Source organism: Woronichinia naegeliana WA131 (genome assembly GCA_025370055.1).
GTDB classification, from domain to species: domain Bacteria; phylum Cyanobacteriota; class Cyanobacteriia; order Cyanobacteriales; family Microcystaceae; genus Woronichinia; species Woronichinia naegeliana.
Window position 1 is genome coordinate 73,721 of record CP073041.1, and the last position, 22,850, is coordinate 96,570.

20 protein-coding genes and 1 pseudogene are annotated in these 22,850 nt (G+C 37.3%); 13 read left to right on the forward strand and 8 right to left on the reverse strand.

The window, feature by feature from the left end; all coding sequences use genetic code 11:
• Window positions 1–97 precede the first annotated feature (97 nt).
• From KA717_00365 to KA717_00375, 3 genes are read left to right on the forward strand one after another with little or no spacing between them, the layout of a single operon-like run.
• Window positions 98–1,225 (forward strand): hypothetical protein, encoded by a 1,128-nt coding sequence (locus KA717_00365; protein UXE61509.1) that lies wholly within the window; start codon window positions 98–100, stop codon window positions 1,223–1,225.
• Between the two features lie 21 nt (window positions 1,226–1,246).
• Complete coding sequence (locus KA717_00370) at window positions 1,247–2,353, forward strand: hypothetical protein (protein ID UXE61510.1); 1,107 nt, start codon at window positions 1,247–1,249, stop codon at window positions 2,351–2,353.
• A gap of 22 nt (window positions 2,354–2,375) precedes the next feature.
• A complete protein-coding gene (locus KA717_00375; protein UXE61511.1) occupies window positions 2,376–3,608 on the forward strand; it encodes a hypothetical protein in 1,233 nt (410 codons plus the stop codon).
• 10 nt (window positions 3,609–3,618) lie between these two features.
• Here KA717_00375 and KA717_00380 read toward each other — a convergent pair whose 3' ends face one another.
• Window positions 3,619–5,781 (reverse strand): hypothetical protein, encoded by a 2,163-nt coding sequence (locus KA717_00380; GenBank protein UXE61512.1) that lies wholly within the window; start codon window positions 5,779–5,781, stop codon window positions 3,619–3,621.
• Window positions 5,782–5,913: 132 nt separating this feature from the next.
• On the opposite strand from KA717_00380, the gene ndk reads away from it, so the two are divergent.
• Window positions 5,914–6,363 (forward strand): nucleoside-diphosphate kinase, encoded by a 450-nt coding sequence (ndk, locus tag KA717_00385; protein UXE61513.1) that lies wholly within the window; start codon window positions 5,914–5,916, stop codon window positions 6,361–6,363.
• Between the two features lie 91 nt (window positions 6,364–6,454).
• On the opposite strand, the gene folE is transcribed toward ndk, so the two are convergent.
• Entirely contained in the window at window positions 6,455–7,186 is a 732-nt protein-coding gene (gene folE / locus KA717_00390; protein UXE61514.1) for a GTP cyclohydrolase I FolE, read from the reverse strand.
• A 363-nt stretch (window positions 7,187–7,549) separates the two neighbouring features.
• The gene (gene accA, locus KA717_00395; protein UXE61515.1) at window positions 7,550–8,524 is read right to left on the reverse strand and encodes an acetyl-CoA carboxylase carboxyl transferase subunit alpha; all 975 of its coding nucleotides are present in this window, start codon (window positions 8,522–8,524) and stop codon (window positions 7,550–7,552) included.
• Window positions 8,525–8,752: 228 nt separating this feature from the next.
• Between accA and pgl the strand changes: the two genes are divergently transcribed.
• Both pgl and KA717_00405 read left to right on the forward strand, forming a co-directional pair.
• Window positions 8,753–9,496, forward strand: coding sequence for a 6-phosphogluconolactonase (gene pgl, locus KA717_00400; GenBank protein ID UXE61516.1), 744 nt, complete (start codon window positions 8,753–8,755; stop codon window positions 9,494–9,496).
• An 8-nt stretch (window positions 9,497–9,504) separates the two neighbouring features.
• Window positions 9,505–10,323, forward strand: coding sequence for a Cof-type HAD-IIB family hydrolase (locus tag KA717_00405; GenBank protein UXE61517.1), 819 nt, complete (start codon window positions 9,505–9,507; stop codon window positions 10,321–10,323).
• 40 nt (window positions 10,324–10,363) lie between these two features.
• On the opposite strand, the gene era is transcribed toward KA717_00405, so the two are convergent.
• Complete coding sequence (gene era / locus KA717_00410) at window positions 10,364–11,302, reverse strand: GTPase Era (GenBank protein UXE61518.1); 939 nt, start codon at window positions 11,300–11,302, stop codon at window positions 10,364–10,366.
• A 118-nt stretch (window positions 11,303–11,420) separates the two neighbouring features.
• On the opposite strand from era, the gene KA717_00415 reads away from it, so the two are divergent.
• The 4 genes from KA717_00415 (at window position 11,421) to KA717_00430 (ending at window position 14,151) form a co-directional block, all read left to right on the forward strand.
• Window positions 11,421–12,557, forward strand: a complete 1,137-nt coding sequence (locus KA717_00415; GenBank protein UXE61519.1) for an AAA family ATPase — start codon at window positions 11,421–11,423, stop codon at window positions 12,555–12,557.
• A complete protein-coding gene (locus KA717_00420) occupies window positions 12,558–13,241 on the forward strand; it encodes a hypothetical protein (protein ID UXE61520.1) in 684 nt (227 codons plus the stop codon).
• Between the two features lie 271 nt (window positions 13,242–13,512).
• Entirely contained in the window at window positions 13,513–13,800 is a 288-nt protein-coding gene (locus KA717_00425; GenBank protein UXE61521.1) for a hypothetical protein, read from the forward strand.
• Window positions 13,801–13,929: 129 nt separating this feature from the next.
• Complete coding sequence (locus KA717_00430; GenBank protein ID UXE61522.1) at window positions 13,930–14,151, forward strand: type II toxin-antitoxin system HicB family antitoxin; 222 nt, start codon at window positions 13,930–13,932, stop codon at window positions 14,149–14,151.
• 905 nt (window positions 14,152–15,056) lie between these two features.
• Here KA717_00430 and KA717_00435 read toward each other — a convergent pair.
• From KA717_00435 to KA717_00445, 3 genes and pseudogenes are all read right to left on the reverse strand, one after another.
• The gene (locus KA717_00435) at window positions 15,057–15,506 is read right to left on the reverse strand and encodes a hypothetical protein (GenBank protein UXE61523.1); all 450 of its coding nucleotides are present in this window, start codon (window positions 15,504–15,506) and stop codon (window positions 15,057–15,059) included.
• A 39-nt stretch (window positions 15,507–15,545) separates the two neighbouring features.
• Window positions 15,546–16,631, reverse strand: a complete 1,086-nt coding sequence (locus KA717_00440; protein ID UXE61524.1) for an IS1 family transposase — start codon at window positions 16,629–16,631, stop codon at window positions 15,546–15,548.
• Window positions 16,632–17,101: 470 nt separating this feature from the next.
• Window positions 17,102–18,439: pseudogene (locus tag KA717_00445) on the reverse strand (IS5 family transposase).
• 471 nt (window positions 18,440–18,910) lie between these two features.
• On the opposite strand from KA717_00445, the gene KA717_00450 reads away from it, so the two are divergent.
• From KA717_00450 to yidD, 3 genes are all read left to right on the forward strand, one after another.
• On the forward strand, window positions 18,911–21,151 hold the full coding sequence (locus KA717_00450; GenBank protein UXE61525.1) for a hypothetical protein: 2,241 nt from the start codon (window positions 18,911–18,913) through the stop codon (window positions 21,149–21,151).
• Between the two features lie 99 nt (window positions 21,152–21,250).
• Window positions 21,251–21,811, forward strand: coding sequence for a hypothetical protein (locus tag KA717_00455; protein UXE61526.1), 561 nt, complete (start codon window positions 21,251–21,253; stop codon window positions 21,809–21,811).
• Between the two features lie 289 nt (window positions 21,812–22,100).
• Window positions 22,101–22,325: a membrane protein insertion efficiency factor YidD gene (gene yidD, locus KA717_00460; protein UXE61527.1), complete on the forward strand. Its 225-nt coding sequence runs from the start codon at window positions 22,101–22,103 to the stop codon at window positions 22,323–22,325.
• A 31-nt stretch (window positions 22,326–22,356) separates the two neighbouring features.
• On the opposite strand, the gene KA717_00465 is transcribed toward yidD, so the two are convergent.
• A complete protein-coding gene (locus KA717_00465) occupies window positions 22,357–22,830 on the reverse strand; it encodes a low molecular weight phosphotyrosine protein phosphatase (GenBank protein ID UXE61528.1) in 474 nt (157 codons plus the stop codon).
• Window positions 22,831–22,850 lie beyond the last annotated feature (20 nt).

Here is a 22,850-nt window from a genome sequence, read left to right on the forward strand (position 1 = left end):
GACTCTGACCACTCCTTCCAAACTTGATATACTTAAAGATACACGAGTAAATTGTTATTCTGTAATTATAAAAATAACAATAGATGAGTATTTAAGTATGACATCAAAGTCTTTTGAAAACAAGGGAGGAATCGAGGGACAAAGAGATAGTCTCAAAACCAGTACAGCCAAGAGGATTCGTAAGCGTATGATTACAGACTTAGAAGCTGGTGCAGTTTTGCCGCCCATCGTTATTGGTACAATTGTTAAAGATCAAGGATTTTTGGAGCAACTTAAGCAGGGGGATTTTAGTGAAGATTCTTTTCGGGAATCAATTCGTAATATTCCAGATGATGATATTTTTATTATTGATGGTATCCAAAGAACAACAGCTATTCAAGAAGCTGTTCAGGTAAATCCTAGAATTAAAGGACAAGAACTAAGAATAGAATATTGGTTAGCATCTGAGGTTAATGCAATTACTTATAGAATGCTAGTTTTAAATACAGGTCAACTTCCCTGGAACCTTCGACGACAGGTCGAGGTTGTTTATAGACCAATGATTAAAGAGCTAAAGGCACGAAATGGCAAAATAACAATTTTCATGGAGACAGATAATGCTCCTGCTAGTCGCCGTTATAATCCGTGTGAGTTCCATGCAGACGACATCGTGGAAATGTACCTTTCTTTCGGTGCAAAAAAGGAAAAAGTTGATGTTCAGGAAAAGTTGGCAGATCAGTTTACAAAACAAGATTTTATTGAAGCCGCTGCTAACTCCGATTTTAATCATCGATTTTATCAAGTGATTGACTATTTGCTGAAGTTTGATATTGTGTTTGGAAAATATGACGGTTCCGAAAAAATTGGGAGTAAAGAAACAAAAGAATTTTTAAAGAAAGGAAAAGATCTTTTCAGAAGCCAACCGGCTTGCCTCGGATTTGTTACTGCATTTTCTCAAGAAATTATGGGAATGCCTGGTGAAGAATATTCCTATGAAGATCAACAAAAAAAATGGAAACAGATAACACAAAATGCGGATCAACTTCTTAACAAATTGGAACAGAAAAATTCTCAAGAAATAGGAGAGTTTTTGAATTTTGATGTCTTAAATGAGTTAATTAGTAAAAAAACAAGTAAAATGGCAGGTTATTACCAGCGAGAGTTTTATTTAGCAGCTTTTAAGTTACTCATTGACCGAAACTTTGATGTATTTGACATGACCGTCTGCTGGAGGAAGTTTTCTTAAGTATCAAACTACAAAAAAATTATGTCAAGAAACATGGTAGAGGCAAATCGCTACATTTTTAATACCCTCAAAGATTTTATTGATGATCATCCTGAATTTGATCGAACAGTTGATTATTTTGGTGAAAAGTATATTAGATTTATTCAAACAAATGATCAAGAAAAAGAATGGCTTAAAGAACTAAACGTAATAACTGATAAACGTTTAACTTCTGTGCTAAAATTTGCTATTTTTGAATTTGATAGTAAATTTTACTTTATCTCAGTTAGTCTCAATGAGCAAAATATTGATTTGTCTTCACTAGAAGAATATGGATTATTAGATTTTGATAATAATTCTGGTATTTTTACAGCATTAATCTACGGATTAAAGGTTGGAGTGAAGGAAGATGTTGATCCTTATAAAATCTTGGATGAAGTTTTTTATGAGATCGAAGAAAATAAAAAGGAAGGTTTTGAATATATAAAAATCGCAGATTTTTTTGAATCAATCAAAATTTATCAAATTACAAAAAATTGTCCATTTGTTTATGATAACCTTGAATTTACGGAAAAAGATATTGATGAAATATTATTGTTTAGGCTTGCATTATTGCTATTGGTTAAAAATGATGCTGTAAGAATTTTAAAATTTAGTCCTGAAACTCTAGAGTGCTTTGTTAAACTATGTGAAGAAGGAAGCACAAAAATTTCGTATGAAAATTTGTTATACAGTTTTGTTTCTTTTTCGTGGAAGCATTGTTTTTTAGATGTTTATCGCTGCTTAGACTTAGAAAGACTGTTTTCAATTCCTAAGTTAAAAAAATTTTATGATACAATCCTTGAAAAGAAAGATTTATTAAATTTTCAAGATTTTGCTACTCTTTGTGAAGAAGAAATATCATTAAAATTGCGCGAAGAAGAGACATTAGAAAAACTGCTGAATGGAGAAGAAAAAATTACTAAGAGATTAGGAAGTTGTGAAAATTCCTATAAATTTATTTATAAACTTAGGAACTCTATTGTTCATTTCAGAGCTTCTCAAGAAACAATGGTACCAAACGATGATGATGATAGATGGAATATTATTATCAACGTTTGTTTAGAACTAGTTTTGAGCTTGTATAAAAAATATGAAGATTATTTATAAATAATAAATCTAAAGAACACTTATGAAATATTCAGTTATTCGGAATTCAAACTATGACTTTGCCGACCAAGGCTATGGTGCTGTTTATCCCAATATTCATAAATATCCTGCTACCATGCCTCCCCAAATTGGCATTGCTTTATTAAAAGAGTTAAATATTACTCAAGGCAAACTTCTCGATCCCTATTGCGGTTCAGGGTCTTCCTTTGCCAGTGCCTTAGAATGTGGATTGACGGAAATGTACGGGTTTGATATTAATCCCTTAGCCGTTTTAATTTCTAGGGTAAAATTTACTAAGATTGACTTAGAAGCATTACAAATAACCAAACAACAATTAAGAGAGAAAATCGATGAATATCTAAAAAAAGAAAATTTCTTGGAAAAGTTCCCTTTGCCTAAAATCACTAATATCAACTTTTGGTTTTCTCAAGAAGTGATTAACAAATTAAATCTTTTAAGATATTTTATTAACCAAATTAGTGATAAAAATCTCTATAACTTCTTTCTGATTCCTTTTTCAGAAACGGTGCGCGAATGTTCCTATACTCGCAATAATGAATTTAAACTCTATAAAATGAAGGCGGCGGATATTCTTAAATTTAATCCTGATGTTTTAGGCGTTTATTTTAAAAGGCTCAACGATGTCATCAATATTTATGAAACGATTTATTTACCAAAACTGACTGAAAATACCCAAATAAATGTGAACTATTCTCAATTTAATTATGCCGAAGATAGCTTTGATCTGGTTTTAACCAGTCCTCCCTACGGAGATAGTAGAACAACTGTTGCCTATGGTCAATTTTCAACCCTTGCTAATGAATGGATCGGTATAGATTACGCTCGTAAAGTTGATAAAATGCTGATGGGAGGTAGCCAAACAAAAAGTTTATACAACCAAGGTTTAATAACAGACTATATCCAGGCGATCGCCGTCAATAATGAAAAAAGAGCCTTAGAAGTATCCGCATTTTATCTTGATCTTGAAAAATCCATTGATCAAGTGGCTAAAAGTGTTAAAAAAGGAGGAAAAATTATTTATGTGGTGGGGAACAGAACGGTTAAAAATATACAACTACCAACGGATCAATTCATTGCTGAAAAATTTGAGCAAAATGGCTTTAGACATCTGATTACCTACGAACGTCTCTTGAGCAATAAAGCCATGCCTTCTAAAAACTCACCGACCAATGAGAGTGGTCATACAGTTAATACCATGTTATACGAATATATTGTGATCAGTGAGAAATCTTAAAAGAGAAGAATTAGGGATTTTTAAAAGGCATTAAATCTAGATCCGACTCACAATAAATTTGCCACATTTGCTGATAGGCTTTTTCCATTGCTTGGGTAAATTGCTGAGCATTCCACAGAGGAGAATGTTGTTTGGCTATCTGTAATTTAGATTTAATCGTCGCTCTCAATGCTACATCTTGCCCCAATCGAATGCCCCAATCAATATATTCCTGATCCGACCAAGCAATTCCTTCTTGGATACCCACCTGCATCAGAAAATCATAACTGTTTCGTGCCGCAAATTGTTCTCCTACTTTAGTCACCAACGGAATTTCCATCCATAGAGTTTCTAACGTTGTCGTAGCTCCGTTGTAGGGATAAGTATCTAACACCACATCCGCGATCGCTAAATTAGCACGATGGGTAAGTTCATCGGGATCACTGGGTAAAAACTGAATCTGTTGAGTTTCAAGACCCACTTCTAGGGCAATAACATCGAGCAATTGACGAATATTTTCGTTATCCCCACCCCCTTTAATCAGAAAAATACTATTCGGAACTGCCTGAATAATTCTTAATTGTTGCCGTAGAATATCGGGATGACACTTAAGTTTATTTTGCACACTCAAATAAATAATCGTATCAGGATTAAGTCCTAATTTTTCCCGACTGAGGGTAGGGTTGCCGATCTCAAAACCATCCACAGCAATATAGGTTTGGGGCAATAACCAGAGTTTTTCTCGATAATCAGTCTGGGCATTTTTGGGTAACACAAATTTATCAGCAATAAAGTAATCGATCGCTGGTAAACCAGAGGCATCTAAACCTAACCAGGTCACTTGAATGGGAGCCACCTTTAAGGCTAAAACTTGTGCAGTGAGATTATTGGTAAGACTATCTAAATCCACTAAAATGTCAATCTCATCTGCCTGAATTTGAGCGGCGATCGCCTGGGGATCCCTGGTAAAATGATAATAACCGTGAGCATTCGGCTTAACCCAGGTTGTCGTTAAATCATCTTCTGGTTGACCTAGTAAATAAAAATAGAGTTGAAAATTCTGTTGATCGTGATAGTGAAATAACCAACGACTGAGCCAGCCAACGGAATGCTGATAAAGTGTATGGGCAATATAGCCAATTTTGAGGAATTTTTGCGATGCTCCAATCGTTTTTATCTTGGTTAGCGGAAAAGTTGTTCGTGCCTGAATATTGTCTTGAAAAATCTGGGCAATTTTATTGAGAAACAGACGATTTTGAGCCGGTTGATCCCGTAAATAGAAAAGAGGATAGCCAACACCCCAAAACCGATCAATTAAATAATTCTCTAAAATAATCTTCGGTTGGGTTAATAATTGATTAAGGGTACTTTCAAAACGTTTTAGGATAGGAGCGATCGCTAACCAGGAACTGCCTCGCAAAAGAACGGTTAAAACACGGGAGAAAAAATAAGATTGAAGGGCAATAGAATAATTATGATCTGGTTCTAAGCTGTGATAAAGTTGCCAAGCTGTGTCAATTAGAGATTGAGACTGTCGATTGCGTTGGTAATAATTAATAAGCTCATTTAAAATATAGACGTTATTTGGAGAAAACTGCAAGCAAACTTGGGCAATATCAGCAGCATAGGTCGGCATTAATTGATCATAGGCCATCTGATTGGCAAACTCCATGACGGCATTAATACCCTGCTCAATTTCAACCAGGTAAGGTAAACTAACGGCTAAGAAATCTACGGCGATCGCCGTTGGGAACTGTAATAAGGCTAAGATGATTTTTAATAATTGTGATTGCTCTAATCTTGCCTGAACTTCTGGTTTTATGGTTTCTAAAAGTGGAATAATTGGCCACTCTTCTAAGTGTTCTGGTTTGAAATAATTGAGACAAATTTCGAGTTCAATTAAATGGAGAATATTATTAATCTCTTCTGGGGCCAAAGCTTGAATTTGTTGTCGAATTTGCCACGCCCATTGCGTCACCCCCTGTTTTTCCAGTTGTTGAGCTTCTCCTACCAATAGCTCGATTAATTCAGTCAGAGCATCCGGTTCACCGTTAAGTAACCCTTGAGTTAAACCAGCCAGCCAAACTTCCTGGGCAGCATCTTCTTGACCTTGCCCTAGATAGGCTAACCCTAAATGCCAATAGTGGGATAACGTTTCTGGTTCCTGCTCAATCAAGCTCTCATCGGTTTGCATCTTCTCTTGATCCGGCTGAATAATCTCGCTATTTTGTGGTTCCAAGGTTAACAATCTCCTCGCCTTGATGATTCCTAATTATGCTAATCTGTGCTTTGTGACAAATTGTAACATCTGCAACAGGAGGCAGCTTTGGAACGTACTTTTCTGATGGTCAAACCCGACGGTGTACAGCGCAATCTAGTCGGAGAAATTATTCGTCGTTTTGAAACCAAGGGCTATAAATTGGTGGGACTAAAATTGATGTCCGTCTCCCAAGAGTTGGCTGAAAAACATTATGATGCCCTCAAGGATAAACCGTTTTTTCCTGGTTTAGTGAGTTTTATTTGTTCTTCTCCCGTTGTCGCGATGGTTTGGGAAGGGGACAATGTGGTTGCCACCTCTCGACAAATGATTGGAGCCACAAATCCTCATGCCGCCGTGCCAGGTACGATTCGCGGTGATTTTGGCGTTTCTGTGGGTCGCAATATCATTCATGGTTCTGATGCCATTGAAACGGCTACACGAGAAATTGGCCTCTGGTTTAGTGAAGCAGAATTAACTGCTTGGAATGCGGCGATCACTAGTTGGCTCTACGAGTAAAAAGATTACCTTGAATATCTAAAAAAAGACCCGATCCTAATCATAGAAATCGGGTTTTTCTTTACTTTTTAAACATTTTAGCCATTAAAGTCTAGTAAAAATTAGGGCGATGACTGAGTAAATTCAAGAATTCTTCACGGGTTTTTTGTTCCTCTTGGAAAACACCAATCATGGCACTGGTGACAGTCCAGGAACCTGGTTTTTGGACACCGCGCATCACCATACACATATGGGTCGCTTCCATTACCACCGCTACTCCCTGGGGATCAAGAATTTCCTTGACTGCTTCAGCAATTTGTCGGGTGAGACGTTCTTGTACCTGTAAACGACGAGAGTACATTTCCACAATCCGAGCTAATTTGCTTAAACCCACCACTTTTTGATTGGGAATATAAGCAACATGAGCCTTGCCCATGAAGGGAAGCATATGATGTTCACAAAGACTAAAAAAGTCAATATCTCGAACTAAGACCATTTCATTATGGCCTTCATTAAAAATAGCCCCATTGACCAACTTTTCGAGGGATTGATTATAACCCTGGGTCAAAAACTGCATCGCCTCGGCTACTCGTTTTGGCGTTTTTAATAAACCCTCCCGTTCAGGATCTTCGCCCACTGATTCCAATAAGCTTTTGACCGCTCCCATCATTTTTTCTTTATTGGCATCATTTGCTATCACTTCCGGGTGAATTTGAACGGGTTGTCCGTTATGGGTATTGCGGTCTGGACGAGGGACAACTAGCTCCGTTAATTTAGGACTGGACACATCGTTACTGTTAATCATGCCATTACTGGAAAGGTCAGGGGAAGAGGCAACTGTCATAATCAAGGTCGTGAGTTGTAAGTAGGGGTTTAGAGAATACTGGCATTGAACATAATCGTCATTTCCTCAATTCAATTGGGCCAAATTCTGCGGCGATCGCTTACTAGCTCCAGTGACTAGAACCTTGAAAGGTTGCAAAGAAGAATTCATAAAACAATGGTGGCCACTCTCTAAGATTGCTGGCAATGCGAGAAACTAACCCCTGGGAATGGGGATGTTTTTTCACCCTTGGCAGCCAAGAAGATTAGAACTTGGTTAAGAAATGTAACATCTCAATACCATCGGCATTATATCATTTCTGTATGCGGTCAACTGGTGAAGAAAAAAGATCCCCAGGAAAAACGTCTCTGCTGTAAATTCGACTTAATTTTCCAGAAACTGCCCCATTTGCCGAAATTTCTGATAGCGCAATTCCCGCCGTTGATGGGGAGTCATTTGTAATAGGGTTTTCAAATGGTCTAGGATTGACTGTTTCAGTAGGGCTGAGGCATTGAGCGGATTAGAGTGGGCGGCTCCGGATGGTTCGGGCACAATATCATCGATAATTCCCAAGTCTTTGAGATCTTTGGAGGTAATCTTGAGGGCGATCGCCGCTTTATCGGATTTTTTTGCATCTTTCCAGAGAATGGCGGCACAGGCTTCAGGCGTTGCAACGGTATAGACGGCGTGTTCAAGCATTAAAACCCGATCGCCGACTCCAATTCCCAAGGCCCCGCCAGATCCGCCTTCACCAATCACCGTACAAATGATGGGAACTTCAAAACTAAACATTTGCCGCAGATTATAGGCGATCGCTTCTCCCTGACCCAGTTTTTCCGCATCTACGCCTGCCCAGGCTCCAGGGGTATCAATAAAGGTAATGATGGGCATTCCAAACTGTTCCGCGTGTTCCATCAAGCGTAGGGCTTTACGGTAGCCATTAGGGGCTGGCATTCCAAAATTGCGGGCCACATTGTCCTTCGTATCCCGTCCCTTTTGATGCCCCATGATCACCACCGGCTGACCGTCTAATCTCGCGACTCCACCGACTAGGGCAGGATCATCATAACCACCGCGATCGCCGTGCATTTCAAACCAATCATCTGTGATGGCTTGGATATAGTCGAGGGTACTGGGACGACGAGGATGACGGGCTAACTGAAGTTGTTGGGAGGGATTAAGATTGCCAAAGATTTCCTTGCGTAATTGCTCGGCTCGGCTTTCTAACTGGGACAGTTGTTCGGAAACATCAACATTTTCTTCCTTAGCCAATTCTCGGATCTGGTTAATTTTCTCTTCTAATTCGTACAAAGGCTTTTCAAAGTCTAAGAGGAAAATTCGGCGTTCACTAGTGCTCATTATGGTTCGGACGGACTAAATTAAAGGATTAATCTGTTTTTCTCTAACCCTTAATTGTACGCTCCCTTGGCTAGTCAGGAGCGATCGCGGGAATGTTAAAATTTAGCCATGTTCGGTAAGGTGTGCAAATTTAGCCGAAAACTTTTCTGAAGATGATGCAACGTGGTTGCTCGTTCGTGATCTGGTATCTTGCTCCTATTCAAACAGTGTATTAACACGGTAATTCCTATGTCAATAAATCACCAACCTACCGTTGAAATTCTAGCAGACAAAGAAAGCTTGATTGAACGTATCCTAGCAATTGTGATCGCAAAATTAGAAGCCGCGATCGCACTACGGGGTCAGGCTACTATTGCCCTCTCCGGTGGTAGTACTCCCAAGCCGCTCTATGAAGCCTTGGCCAAACAATCCCTTCCCTGGCCTCAGATACAGGTATTTTGGGGAGATGAACGCTATGTTCCCAGTGACCATCCCGATAGTAATCAAAGAATGACTCGTCATGCTTGGCTAGATCATATCGAAATGCCCCCCAGCAATATTCATCCCATGCCCACTGAAGCGGGAGATGCGGATCGAGATGCCGAAGATTACGAAAATGAATTAGCGAAATTTTTTCATTTAGCGGCAGGAGAATTTCCGCAGTTTGATTTGATTCTTTTAGGTTTAGGGGATGACGCTCACACTGCCTCTCTTTTTCCCCAGACTGCGGCTCTTAAAGTTCGCGATCGCCTAATTACGGTGGGGAATAAAGATGGTCAACCCCGTTTAACTTTTACCGTGTCTCTCATTAATCAAGCCGCTTGTGTTATTTTTCTCGTAGCTGGAGCGAGTAAACAACCGGCTCTGGCCGAAATTTTTGCCCCAGAAGCAGATCCGTTTACCTATCCGGCTCGTTTGATTCAACCCCAGGGAGAATTGATCTGGCTTTTGGATCAAGCAGCTGGAGAAAATTTGCCTAGCAGTATTAATTAGGAATTATTGTGGATATTCGCCTACTAGTTCTGGATATTGACGGTACGATCGCCCCTCGTTCTAATCAGGTCAGTGAACGAGTTCAAGCTTGTCTGCAACGGGTACAACAAAAAGGGATTAGAGTCGCCCTAGCAACGGGGAGAATGTTTCATTCGGCTTTACCCTTCCATCAAGCGATCAATTCTGATTTGCCGATGGTTGCCTATAACGGAGCCTGGGTAAAAGATCCCTTTTCAGGAACCTTGCACCGTGAATTTAGCTTACCAACGGAGATCGCCCTAGAGGTATTAGATCATTTTGAAAGTCCTCTTTTTAAGGAGCATTTAGAAGTCCATTGTTATTACGAAGATCGACTTTATGTGCGTGAAATTACCTCGGAAACCCAACGTTACGTGAATCGTTCGGGCGTAAAACCCCATCCAGTCGGTGATCTACGTCCCATTATCGAAAAATCGACGATTAAGTTATTAGCGATTAGTTCTAACCAGACAATGATGCAAAGGCTGAGACAATCTCTCGGCGATCGCTATTCTTCTGATCAGGTGTATTTCACCCAATCAACGGAATCCTATCTGGAGGTCACTCATCCCCAATCGAACAAAGGGTTAGCCACTCAATATTTGGTGGAAGAATTATTAGGATTAAACGCTCAACAGGTGATGGCGATCGGAGACAATTTTAATGATCGAGAATTATTAACCTATGCAGGTATCGGTATTGCCATGGGAGATGCTCCACCGGAAATTCAATCTTTAGCGGATTGGGTCACTGCTGATGCCGAAGCGGATGGTGTGGCGATCGCCCTAGAGAAATTTTTACTGTACTGATCAACAGATTCAGAAGACGATCTTGGCTGTTAATTTTTCCCTAATCATCAATGCGATAGCCATATTCAAGGAGGTGCTGATTAGACTGTCGCCATTGGGGTTCTACCTTAACAAATAGTTTTAAAAAAACATCGCCAGCAATCAATTTTTGGATCTGTTGTCGGGCGGCTGTGCCAATTTCCTTGAGCATGGTTCCCTGTTTCCCGATCAAAATGCCTTTTTGAGAAGCACGTTCAACGGTAATGGCAGCAAAAACGTTAGTTCGTTGGGGCGTTTCCTCAATTTTTTCGATCACAATGGCAACGGAATGAGGCACTTCCTGGCGAGTTTGTAAAAGAATTTGTTCACGGATTAACTCAGCCATAATAAAGCGTTCTGGTTGGTCGGTGATATAGTCTGGTGGATAGTAGTAGGGGCCAACCTCAAGGCGTTCTAATATTAAGGATTGTAATAAGGGTAAACCTTCTCCTGTTAAAGCCGAAAATTTACAAAGCGGCCAATGTTGAATATCGGCTAAATTCCCATAACTTTGATCAATAGTTTCTGCCTTTTCTGTCTGTTGATCCGCCTTATTTAATCCCAAAATGACCGGCGTTTGCCGTTGCGCTAATAGTTCCACAATATAGCGATCGCCGCCACCGAGGGGGGTAGTACTATCGACAATGAACAGAATTAAATCAACGGTATCAATCGCATTTTCCGCATTTTTAACTAAAACACGACCCAATTGATGATGGGGTTTATGGATGCCAGGCGTATCCACCAAAATGAGTTGGGCTGTTTCTGTGGTTAAAATACCGCGCAAACGGTTACGGGTCGTCTGGGCAACGGGAGAGGTAATAGCAATTTTTTCACCCACTAACTGATTCATTAAGGTAGATTTGCCCACATTGGGACGGCCAATAATGCCCACAAATCCCGATTTAAAGCCAGGGGGAGCCGTAGGAATCGGGACATAGTTATCTAAAATATTATTCATCGACAAAAGTTAGAATTTTGGGTTAAGATAATCAGTAATGACGTTTATTGTCATTCTATCAATTAAGTTAACACATAAAATTCAACATTTGTATTCTTTCTGTAATGGTCTTTAAAAAATGCTAATCAGAGATTTAACGATTCAAGGATATCGCTGTTTTGAAGATTTTTCTATGGACGGTTTAACCCGTGTCAATCTTTTGGTGGGGAATAATAATAGTGGTAAAACTAGCTTTTTAGAAGCCGTTTATCTATTAGTAAATCAACCTACCTTTAACAGTAAAAATTTAGGCAAAATTCTTAAAGAACTTTTTGAAAATCGAAACGAGTTTAGTCAACATATTGAAAATTATGAAAGTTATGAAGGAGAATCTACTTATGTTCAAAAAAAATATTTTATAGATCGTCTTTTCTATGGATATGGCCGCAATAACCTTGATGAATCTTCTATTTTTAGTCATCATGACCATATTATAAGTACAAAAATAACTAAAAATGAATATGATGAAGAACATATTAGCTTATGGTATTCAAACAATCGACTTATGTTTGAAATGGACACAGACAAAAAACGAGTAATAGAAACTTGTTTTAAATTTAATTTTCACGGATTAATCAATGAATTTGCTTATCAGTTGGATGAATCTTTTTCTGAAGATTACATTAAACACAAAACTTTTTTTTATGAAGAAATTCAATCTTCTCTTTTTCTTTCAAATTATCAAATTAATCTGGAAAAAGTTTCGAGTGTTTGGGACGAAATCGAACTTACCCCTAAAGAGGATATTGTAATAGAAGCCCTCAGAATTATTTTACCTACTGTTGATCGTATTGGTTTTAGTGTCAATGAGGGGTTTAATAATATCAGGCTAAAAGTAAAGGATCATCAAAAGCCAATTCCGTTAAGCAGTATGGGCTATGGAATGAATCGGATTTTAAACTTAGCAATTGCTCTAGTCAGCACCGAAAAAGGTGTTTTATTAATTGATGAAATTGAAACAGGCTTACATTACGAAGCCCAACTTGATATGTGGCGATTAGTTCTTAAAACGGCTCAAGATTTAGATGTTCAAGTATTTGCAACTACCCACAGTTGGGATTGTATTGCCGCTTTTAAAGAAGCATTGCAAGAATTAGAAGATCAATCCGTTGCTAAATTATTTAGATTAGATAGCAAATACGGTAAACTTCGCGCTGTAGAATATGATGCTGAAGAAATTCGTATTGCGGTTAATCAGGGAGTTGAGGTTCGCTAAATGTCTAATAATAAACCTTCTGGCGAAAATCAAGTTGAACAGTTATTGATTGTAGAAGGCTCAAACGATCAGCACGTTGTTTGGGCTTTAGCCAAAAGACATCAACTTCCCCAAACCTTTTCTGTAGAAATACCAGAAGAAAATAATAAGAGAGGTGGAATTAGTCTGGTTTTAGATCGCTTACGAGTAGAACTGAAAAGAAATAAGCTGAAAACTCTCGGAATTGTGATTGATGCGGATCGAAATATAGATTCACAATGGCAAAGAATTAAAGATATTTTAGTCAAATCAGGCTATCCAATTATTCCCGATCATCCTCAGCCAGAAGGATGGATTCAAGTTTTATCGGATGGAGTAGGACGGCCGAAAATTGGTGTCTGGTTAATGCCCAATAATCAATTACCTGGTATTTTAGAAGACTTTGTTAAGGCTCTTATTCCTGAAAATGATTTACTTTTGGCAAAAGCGGAAGCAATTATTCAAGAAATAGAACAGGAACAATTAAATCGGTATAGTCAAGTTGACCATGCAAAAGCCTTAATTCATACCTGGTTAGCTTGGCAAAAAGAACCAGGACAACCGATGGGTCAAGCCATTACAGCAAAAGCTTTACAATCGGATAGTGCGATCGCCGCTAAATTTGTGATTTGGCTAAATCAATTATTTAATCCAATAGACCAATAAAGCTTATTTTCAGATTCTTAGTATTTTTACAAGAAATAATTCCTAACGCGATCGCCTATTTTTCGATATTTCTCTGTTCTTCAACGGGAACGTGCTATAAGTAATAAATTTTCATAGATTCTATTCTAAGCTATTAAGAATAGTGATGGTGGAAATGGCGATAATCGTCATCTAAATCAAAGGTTTGGCTCATAAGCTTAAATGCCTTTTTGTTCGTAAGGGAGACAACAGTTATAATCATTCTATCGTAATTAACAATTAACTTTTTCCCATGAGTCAACAACTAACCTTAGAACTCAGTGATGAGATTTACAATGCTTTACAATATCAAGCTGATGCGATCGGCTTATCTGTCACTGATTGGATAATCACAAAACTCGGCAACTCTGATAGCGTTGAAAAAACGCCAAATAATACGCAACAAGAACAGGCAAGGCAACGTTTTAAAAGTCATGCAGATAGTATGAGTCTAGGCTATGCCACTAGTATAGATAATGAATCGATTGATAATGATATGATTTCTTCCTTCGATCAAGATTCTCCAGAAAGCCAAATTTAGGAAGTTTTTACTTTAAAGAATCTAAATCAGTGCTACTCAGAAGATGAACCAATTTACAATTTAACTCATATTAAAGAAAATAATCTCGACTATAGGTTAAAATAAATAATTAACATTGAGGGTGTAGTTATGAGAAGCTTAAGTGATTATACAATTGTTTTGAGACCTGATGATAATGGCACTTTTGTTGCTCGTATTCCAGCAATTAAAGGTTGCCATGCCTGGGGAGAAACGCCTGAACAGGCAAGGGAAGAACTTAACAATGTTTTTGCAATGATTTGTGAAGAATATCTTGAAGCAGGACAACCTTTGCCCAATGACGTTGAGTTGATTATTGCCCATGCCAGCTAAAGCTAAGACGTTAGAAAAAGTTGCTAAAATAATGAGAAATTTAGTTTGGTCTTTGTTGAGTTAATTTATAAAGAGGCGATCATATTAACCTACATGATCGCATTACAAAAAATTAGTTAGTTATTGTTTTTATAAATAGATTCGTTAAGTCAAATCACGGAGCGGCGATCGCGCTAATTATTTAAATCAGCTTACTTTGCATCAGATAAGGCTGTCGTTGCATATTGTAAGGAAAAATTTAGCAGGTCATTTTGATCCTGTTCTGTCCAGGTTTCGCTTTCTTCAATTGCTGAGGAAGGTTGATCAACGAGTTCATTAAGAATTAGGGCGTTGCTTAATCAGGGTATGAAATAGAATTTTGCATACATCTAGAAACCAGTGTGAGTCAATGTTTTAAAAATTGCATCTTTAGAGATTCATACCTCAAGTCAGCAACGCCAGAATTAGTTTGGCTAATCTTAGTCGTTCGGTTGGCGGTAAGTTGCGAACGGTTTGGGTATAAATTTCTTGGACTGATGTTCTCATAATGAATTGTTTTTCAATTAAGCGTGTTTCAAAAAATGATTGCATATTACAAAAAATAGTAAAAAGTTGGATTAACGAAAGGCAATCCAACCTAAGAAGCGGCGATCGCACTACCTCAACAGTTTGTCCTACAATCAGATTCGGAGCTTGAATTTCAATTCTATTTCCTGGCAGGACTTTTGCCGTCGTGTACAAAGTTGATTTGACCATTTTTAGCCCTTTATTTTAGTATTTTTATTGTAGTTTAATGTTAGCGATCGCAATGAACTACCCCGCTGCAAGCAGACGGGGTATGGAAGATGTTTTGCTCGCAAACCGACGGTTTCCATTGCAACTTTAAATTTTTCGCTGCAAGCAGCGGGGAATTAACCCAAGAAAGATTAAAAATGGTTTAAAAGTTGTTTTTCGGCCTGCAACGGGTCTTTTATGTTTAATTGATTTCGTGCTTTTTCTATAATTTGTTGGGTTTTATATGCACCAGATATCTGACAAAAAAGAGTGAACAAGTTCAGGCCAATGATTTGGGCTGTATCTGGATATTTAAGTGTTAAGTCTAACCTAACATATGTGAGAATTGATATGAAGATCGGCATAAGTGCTGCCCAGTGTACATAAACCCAAGTGCCAGATTTCCCAAACAACACACCATCCCAATTTCTTAATTTCGTAACACTAATTATGCCTCCAACATAGGGAATAAAAAGCCAAAATAGCCAGTGCGCCCATATTCTAGCTTTCGCAGCATAGAGCAACTTTATTCTACTACCTCTTGAGATATCTGATTGGGGTGGAATTGTTTTCTCAACTCTTTCTTTTTGAGGCACTGGCATCGTCTAGCTAGAAGCTACAAACGTTGCAATACGGGAGGTTCAAGAAATCAGGCGAATTTGGAGTAAGTCCTCCCAAGTTAACCCTTTTTCAATTATACCGAGAGCTACAGCAGGAACTTCTCTAGTCGTAAAATGGCTGCGAACAAAGTTATAAACCATCCAGAAAATATCTAGGACTCGCTGTAATCCCACAACAGATTTAGCATAAGTATTTGTACGACGACGAAAGGCAGCTAAATAGCGTCGGATAGCACTATTAAATGCCTCAACGTGGTTGGCATGAACGTCCTTTTCTTCTGGTTTTTCTGTTGTCTCTGGATGTTCAGTTTTCGGGGTTTCTACTTTCTCTAGTTTACCCGCAGAATCTCGACGTTTACTACTCTTATTTTTTAATCTTACTACCATACCCTTCGGTAATACTCTGGCGGGACGACCCCGTTTTCCAGTCTTCAATACTTCGTGACAAATATTAAATAGCAGTTGACTATATCGCTTTTCTCCATCTGTAAATAGCTGGAGAGATTCTGTGCTTCTTTCAAATAATTCCGCTATGGTCATCATTGCCTCTAGAAATAATTTCTGCTCTTTTTTACCACATTTTAAATGCCAAATAAAGCGGCTAGCCCTTTCCATGATTACAATTGTCCAACCCTCAGAGGCACTTGCCTCTTCATTTTTTCTAACTTTTGTGTATAGTTCATCCCCTTCTATTACTAATTTAACAAATTCATTCACTAAGGCGTATAAAAATAATGTCTCTTGTAATGCCGATAACTTCTTTTCCCAATTCAATATTGTTGTTTTCGCGTAGCCGAATACTCGGGTTGCTGCATTTAATCCCATGCCTTCCATTCTAGCTTTTAATACTTTTACAATTTCACTTAATGGTGTTTCTAAGCCAGCGATTACGCTACCATGAGTTTCAGCAAAACAAGACCTACATTCTTGACAGATGAACATTTTACGTTCCCCGTTACCTTTCGTTTGATAATGAGAATGGATTTTTACTTTTTCACTATAGCAATGGGGGCAGTTTTTCTTGAATAAGGCTTCCTTTTCCTCTTCCTCTTGGTATAAGCCAACATCATTTAGGGCTTCTATTGAGCTTTTGTTCAATGTTAACATTGTTTTCTATTTCCCTTTTCTTAGATATTAATGACAATAATAATAGTATAATAAAAGCGGGACTATGTCTAGTCTTAAATTATTTTTCTATTTTCTCAAAGCCTTACACCATAACTTTTTCAGCTTTGATCAGACGATACCAGTACCTGAAAGCGAGATCGCATCTTTAAAATAAGTTTTTGTTCACTGAATCGGCGATCGCCTTTAAAATCCGTATTCAACAGATAATGGCATAAATAAATAGGGCTTGCTGAAAAAGTCAAAAAACGAAAGAAATGTGGGTTAGGGAAGTATGGACTGAAAAAGCATAGATAACTTATCCTTATGGAAACAAATCAAAATACAGATTTTGTTTAATCTATTGTTCCTTTCTGTCTAAAAAGGTCAACACAAATCACTCCTCACAAAAGAGAGGAAAATTAACACCATTTTTCACAAGAAAAACGACTCTACAACTTTTTACTTTTTGTCTTCTGAAGTAGAGTAGAAAGATTCATTACCAAAAAGTTCATCGCAATTACCGTTTCCGAGGTCTCAGGTAGTTTGGCCATCACTCGACCAAGACTAAATTTCCTCTTTCCCTGTCCGAATTTACCCTCAATGGCATTACGCACTCTTTCATCTGAGCGTGCCTCTTTCTTTTTTTCTTTGCTCACCTCTTTCGGCGGTCTTCCCAATCGGGGACCACTCATTCTTATATCCCTTTCTTTACAATAAGCTCGATTCGCTTTTGTTCGATAGATTTTATCCACATGAACCGATTCCGGATAACATCCTGTTTCCCTTTTATATTCTTCTATTCGCGCTTGTAAATCTCCCGATTCGTTGTAATTATCCCAACTTAATTTGTCTAAGAAGACAAAGCCATTCACATTACTTGCCGATATTTTAGCTCCAAACTCTACTGCTTTTCCCGCTTTTCCACGCACTATTGAACGCACGTGAGGTTGGCTTACACTCACAATTCTGTTTTCTACTTTATTTGTCTTTTTTTCATACATTTCTAACTGTTGCTCATACACTTTTCCTATCGTTACAAGCTCTTCTTGCTCTTTTTTCGTTAGTTTTTCTAACTTTGCTCCCTCTTCTATCATTTTTTCTATATCAGACAAGTTTCTTTTTATATATCCTAGTTGTTTTTTTGTTCCTTTTCTTCTTTCTTTTTTTGACACACGACGTTTTTTTGCTATGGCTAAGTACTCTTTTCTTGCCACTTCCCTATAAGTCCTCGGCTTTTCTTTCCTTTTCTCTTTTATTTCTTCATACAGCTTATCTATTATTTTTTCTGTTTTTTCTCTGGCATCATTCAATATTCCTATATCCGTTGGATATTTTATATCTGCTGGTGTACAAGTCGCATCTAACAATAACTTTCCTTCATTTTCTTTTTTTTCTGACGCTACACCCGTCGCTTTTTTTTCTATTTCTTTATTAATTTTATTTATTAATTCCATTCCTATTTTTTTACGAAAATGAACCATCATTGACGCATTAAATGCTTCTTTGCTACTATAGCTTTCCATTCCTATAAAGTACTGTAAATAAGGGTTCTCTTTTATTTGTTCTACTGTTTCTCTGTCACTTTTTCCTGAAATTTCTTTGATAATTAATGCTCCTAATGCCATTCTAAATGATTTGGCTGGGGCTCCTTTTTTTTCTGTGAAGTTTTTTGCATATTCTTCCTCATATTCTTCCCAAAGAATCATTTTTGACATTTCTATCCAACGATTTTCTTCGTCTAACTGCCCGCCGAACAGATTTTTCAAGTTTTCTGGTGTTTCAATTGAGTACTGTTGCTTTCGGTACATCTGCTTTCTCTCTTCTTAATGCAATGGTTTTGAGGCATTCTACCCTATTTTCGTGCATTCTAGCGGTTCTTAATTCGCCTACTATTTTTCTCCGTAAAGGTTTCAGCTTTTTTCAGCAAGCCCTAAATATCCTTAACAGATGGCTACCCGCAGGTTATTTCTACCTGTAAATAGTTCGTTATAGTTCTAATCTTTAGGGAAGTTTACCCGCGATCGCTGTCACTGTCAGGATTTTCGCTTGATTGGAAGTTCGCCATGATTTTAGAAAATGCTTGATGATATATCTTGATTGCATAACAATCCTTGATAAGTAATACTTTGTTAATAAAATTTAATGTTTGCTTTCTCAGTGGTATTTACCTAGTAAACCAGTATATGCTATATTCATAAAAGTTGAAGCTAGACTATCAACTTAAGTATATTCGCCACCCTTAAAAATCATCTCCCCTCAGAAACTATCAACAGAATATCATGCTTGATTTTTTTAGACTTTTTACTCCTGAGCTTGCATTTTTCACCTTGGTATTTATTGTTACACCAAGTATCGTAGCAGGATTTTCTCGCATTTCTCTATATTTATATTTGCGTGGAATGATCAATGCAATCGGAAAAAACCCAAGTCAGGGCAAAATTGATGAAATCAAAAAAGAATTTAATGAGGCTAGTAAAAAACTTGATAATGTTAATACTGTAGCTATTTTAGAAAAGTTCTATAGCGAAGAGAAATTCACTTTATTTGGATTCATAAAACTTCCCTGTGAGCAATGGGATTATTTTTGTAAGTCGTTGCCCAACCTTTTAATTGCATTTGGATTACTAGGAACATTTGTGGGAATTACGTTTAATCTGAAGGATATTAGCTCAATTATTAACCAGAATAGCACTGATGCCACCCTAATTGTTAGTGGTCTTAAAGGCCCGTTACAAAGTATGGGAATTGCTTTCATCAGTAGTTTAATGGCTATTATATTTAGTACAACTATAACTATTATCAACTTTATTTTTAATACTGAAATTGCTAAAAATGAATTATTTTCTCGTTTGGAAAACTACTTAGATAATCCCGTTCTTTCTGAAAATTCCGAAGATAGAGTATCTCGGCTTCTTAAAAAAATCTTGAAGGATATTCTCTATACTTCTAGCAAAGATGAAGAGCGACCTAAAAGTATTGAAGATTTGCTGAGTAAAGTCTTAAAAGAAGCAGCTATTCCAATTACTAAGAGTATTAAGGATTTTAAAGATTCAGTTACTTCTTTTCAATCTCAAGTTGGGATTTTTTCTGAGAATACGAAATCTATTAAAGAATCCTTCTCAAAATTAGATATTGGAGCAAAAAGTTTTGAGAAATCTGCTATTGATCTTGAGAAAGCTGTAACTGGAATACAGCAACATCAGAATAATTTGTGGGAATGGAGAAATAAGTTAGCAGACACTCAAACAAGTTTTGCAACAACGACCAAATATTTGGGGGATAACATTAAAGATTTAGTAGAAAACAATAAGAAAGCTACTGATTTAGCCGAAAATGTTTATAATCAACTTAAAAAATCGGCAAGTCAATTTGAAGATAGTTCCCTTTATTTTATGGAAGCCTCTGAAACAATAAAAGATAGTAAATTTGCCGATAAACTATTACAAGCTTCTGATAATTTGGCTGATACTCAGACTAAGTTTGCAGAATCTTCTCTCGTTTTATCTAATTCTACTCGGTCTATAGCAACTCTAATTAGTGATTTTCAAAATGCGATCACCCAAGTTGTTAAAGTGGGAGAAGATATTCAAAAGCTTAATAAAGTATCATCAGAAATATTAATTGTCAATCAGGAGAATGCTACTGAAACAAAAGATAGCTTTAAAGCTATTGAATTGGATTTAATTAAGTTAATTGATTCGGTCAAAGAATACCAATATAAATCAATTTTGGGATTCCAAAAAGTAGGAAATATTCTGATTAGTAGTGTTAGTGAAAAGTTAGGCACTAACTCCATTAGTTTACAGGAAGTTTCCCAAACGGTTCGGGAATATTCGTCAAACTTGAATGCAATGAAGCAAAGCTTAGAAGCTTTAACAGCTAATATCTCGCAAGTTGATAGTCAATCAGAGCTAAAATTACAAACTCTTTCTGCTTTAACTAAAGAAATTACGGCACTTCATCAGCAATCAGTCCAAATGATTGAACTTAATCAACAACAGCTTGCCTTAGAAAATGGTCAACTAAATCAAATAAAAACAGAGCTTTCAAGCTTGATTGACCAAGTTAATAATCAATCTTCACTTAACTTACAAAGTCTATCAGATTTGACTAGCGAGATCACAATGGTTCGCCAGCAGTCAGTCCAAATGATTGAACTTAACCAACAACAGCTTATGACAGAAAGTGAAGAATTAAAACAGGTTAAAATAGAACTTTCTGATCTGATTGAAAACTTGAAAATTTATCAACAAAATTTGAACCTAAAACCTGAAATTGTTTCATTGGGCGATCGCCTAGCAAATAGTATCACAGAACAATTAGGTAATAACTCTCGTGTATTAGGTGAGTTCGTTGTTAAAGAAGGGGCTAAAAATAAACAAGATATTCTTAGTCTCTATCAAAATATAGAGCAGTCCTTTTTAAATTTACGAGAGATTAATACAAAACTAACTAATTTGGTTGAGTTAGCTAATCAGTCACCTGACAACCCTAAAAATCGTTTCAAAAAATCTACTTAGTTTCTGTTAACTTCATTATTTTATATCCAAATGTCTCGTAACAATCGTTATCGTAAAGACTCTGAATCTCTGAATGTTTTTCCTGCATTTACAGATTTAATGTCTAATGCCTTTATGATTCTTAGTTTATTCCTCTTGCTTGCCTTGATTCAATCGGCTGAACTTAATCGTAAATTACAAAATGCCGAACCAATTAAAATTGATGAAAAATCAGGGCAATTCACATTTGATTTGGGTAAAGCAGTTTTAAGCAAACCTCTAAAAACGCATATTAAAAGCCAGGTAATTCCTGATATTGTAAAAGTTATTAAAGAAAAAGGAGGAACTATAGAATTTATTCAGGTTATTGGTTATACTGACGGCAAGAAAAATGATGGAACGAGTAATTTAGATAACAAGCTAGATAAAATTACAATGAAACAGAATTTTATTAAGTCTCTAGACCCCGGCTCTAACGCAGATTTAGGGCTAATGAGAGCTTTGGCTGTTATTCAAGAAATTCAAAAAGCTAATCTTGGCATCAAATTTCAAGCCTATTCAGCAGGGCAACTGTATGATAAAGATGGCAAATTTGATCCTAATGGCAATGAAGATAAAGAGAGACGGCGTATAGAGATTCGCTTTATTCCATATCCACCGCCACCTAGTCAAAAAAAGTAAGCTATCTTTGACTCCTCAAACTTTTCTTCAAGAAGTATTAATTTTGCTCCGCGATCGCAAATTTAGCGTAGATCAAAGAAACTGGACAACATTTTGTGCTGATCAAGAAATTAATTTAGCTCAATTTTAGACTATTAAACTAGAATGATTTAATCAGCTTGAACAAGCAATTGATAGTGAAAAAGTAGAATTATTACAGCAAATCTTTTGTTGTAACCCTTTTAATGCAACCGGTTACTCAGACAACTAGATTCGCTAGTACAACAAACAACAAACTCAAAATTATCCTATGAAATACGTCCTGCTCGGATTGATTAAAGGCTATCGTCGTTTTATTTCTCCCTTGTTTCTTCCCTCCTGTCGTTTTCAGCCCACCTGTTCCCAATATGCCTTGGACGCGATCGCCGCTTTTGGTCCATTGCGAGGGGGATGGTTAGCTCTAAAACGCATTTTACGTTGCCATCCTTTGCACCCAGGCGGGTATGATCCCGTGCCGCACTCTCACGATCATTAGTTCTTGAAAATCCGTGAAAAATTGTCATGGTTTAAAGTTGGGCTTTTACCTCATCTAACAAACTAGTACAAGCATCCAATAACAAATCAATAACCCGATCAAATCCCGCCTGTCCTCCATAGTAGGGATCGGGAACTTCTTTAAGCTGATGATGACGAGCATAATCACACATTAATTTCACTTTATCTCCGTAGCGTCCTTCCCGATCTAGGGCCATAATCTGGCGATAATTGTCCTTATCCATTGCTAAAATCAAATCAAATTCGGCAAAATCTGATCGCTCAAATTGTCTAGCACGACCATTAGCCGGTAAATTGCGCTGTTTTAAACGGGCAGCCATGCGATGATCAGGAGAAGAACCAATGTGATAACTAGAGGTTCCAGCCGAATCACACTGAATTTTGTCAGCCAGTCCTGCTTCCGCAATTAAAGCATTCATAATATTTTCCGCCGCCGGCGATCGACAGATATTACCTAAACAAACAAAAAGCAACTTATAGGTCATGGGACAAAAGACAAATTCTC

Excerpts from the sequence above, each read along its gene's own strand:
- KA717_00365 (UXE61509.1), top strand. The coding sequence starts at position 98 with ATGACATCAAAGTCTTTTGAAAACAAGGGAGGAATCGAGGGACAAAGA.
- KA717_00370 (UXE61510.1), top strand. The coding sequence starts at position 1,247 with ATGTCAAGAAACATGGTAGAGGCAAATCGCTACATTTTTAATACCCTC.
- KA717_00375 (UXE61511.1), top strand. The coding sequence starts at position 2,376 with ATGAAATATTCAGTTATTCGGAATTCAAACTATGACTTTGCCGACCAA.
- KA717_00380 (UXE61512.1), bottom strand. The coding sequence starts at position 5,781 with ATGCAAACCGATGAGAGCTTGATTGAGCAGGAACCAGAAACGTTATCC.
- folE (UXE61514.1), bottom strand. The coding sequence starts at position 7,186 with ATGACAGTTGCCTCTTCCCCTGACCTTTCCAGTAATGGCATGATTAAC.
- accA (UXE61515.1), bottom strand. The coding sequence starts at position 8,524 with ATGAGCACTAGTGAACGCCGAATTTTCCTCTTAGACTTTGAAAAGCCT.
- pgl (UXE61516.1), top strand. The coding sequence starts at position 8,753 with ATGTCAATAAATCACCAACCTACCGTTGAAATTCTAGCAGACAAAGAA.
- era (UXE61518.1), bottom strand. The coding sequence starts at position 11,302 with ATGAATAATATTTTAGATAACTATGTCCCGATTCCTACGGCTCCCCCT.
- KA717_00415 (UXE61519.1), top strand. The coding sequence starts at position 11,421 with ATGCTAATCAGAGATTTAACGATTCAAGGATATCGCTGTTTTGAAGAT.
- KA717_00420 (UXE61520.1), top strand. The coding sequence starts at position 12,558 with ATGTCTAATAATAAACCTTCTGGCGAAAATCAAGTTGAACAGTTATTG.
- KA717_00425 (UXE61521.1), top strand. The coding sequence starts at position 13,513 with ATGAGTCAACAACTAACCTTAGAACTCAGTGATGAGATTTACAATGCT.
- KA717_00430 (UXE61522.1), top strand. The coding sequence starts at position 13,930 with ATGAGAAGCTTAAGTGATTATACAATTGTTTTGAGACCTGATGATAAT.
- KA717_00435 (UXE61523.1), bottom strand. The coding sequence starts at position 15,506 with ATGCCAGTGCCTCAAAAAGAAAGAGTTGAGAAAACAATTCCACCCCAA.
- KA717_00440 (UXE61524.1), bottom strand. The coding sequence starts at position 16,631 with ATGTTAACATTGAACAAAAGCTCAATAGAAGCCCTAAATGATGTTGGC.
- KA717_00450 (UXE61525.1), top strand. The coding sequence starts at position 18,911 with ATGCTTGATTTTTTTAGACTTTTTACTCCTGAGCTTGCATTTTTCACC.
- KA717_00455 (UXE61526.1), top strand. The coding sequence starts at position 21,251 with ATGTCTAATGCCTTTATGATTCTTAGTTTATTCCTCTTGCTTGCCTTG.
- yidD (UXE61527.1), top strand. The coding sequence starts at position 22,101 with ATGAAATACGTCCTGCTCGGATTGATTAAAGGCTATCGTCGTTTTATT.
- KA717_00465 (UXE61528.1), bottom strand. The coding sequence starts at position 22,830 with ATGACCTATAAGTTGCTTTTTGTTTGTTTAGGTAATATCTGTCGATCG.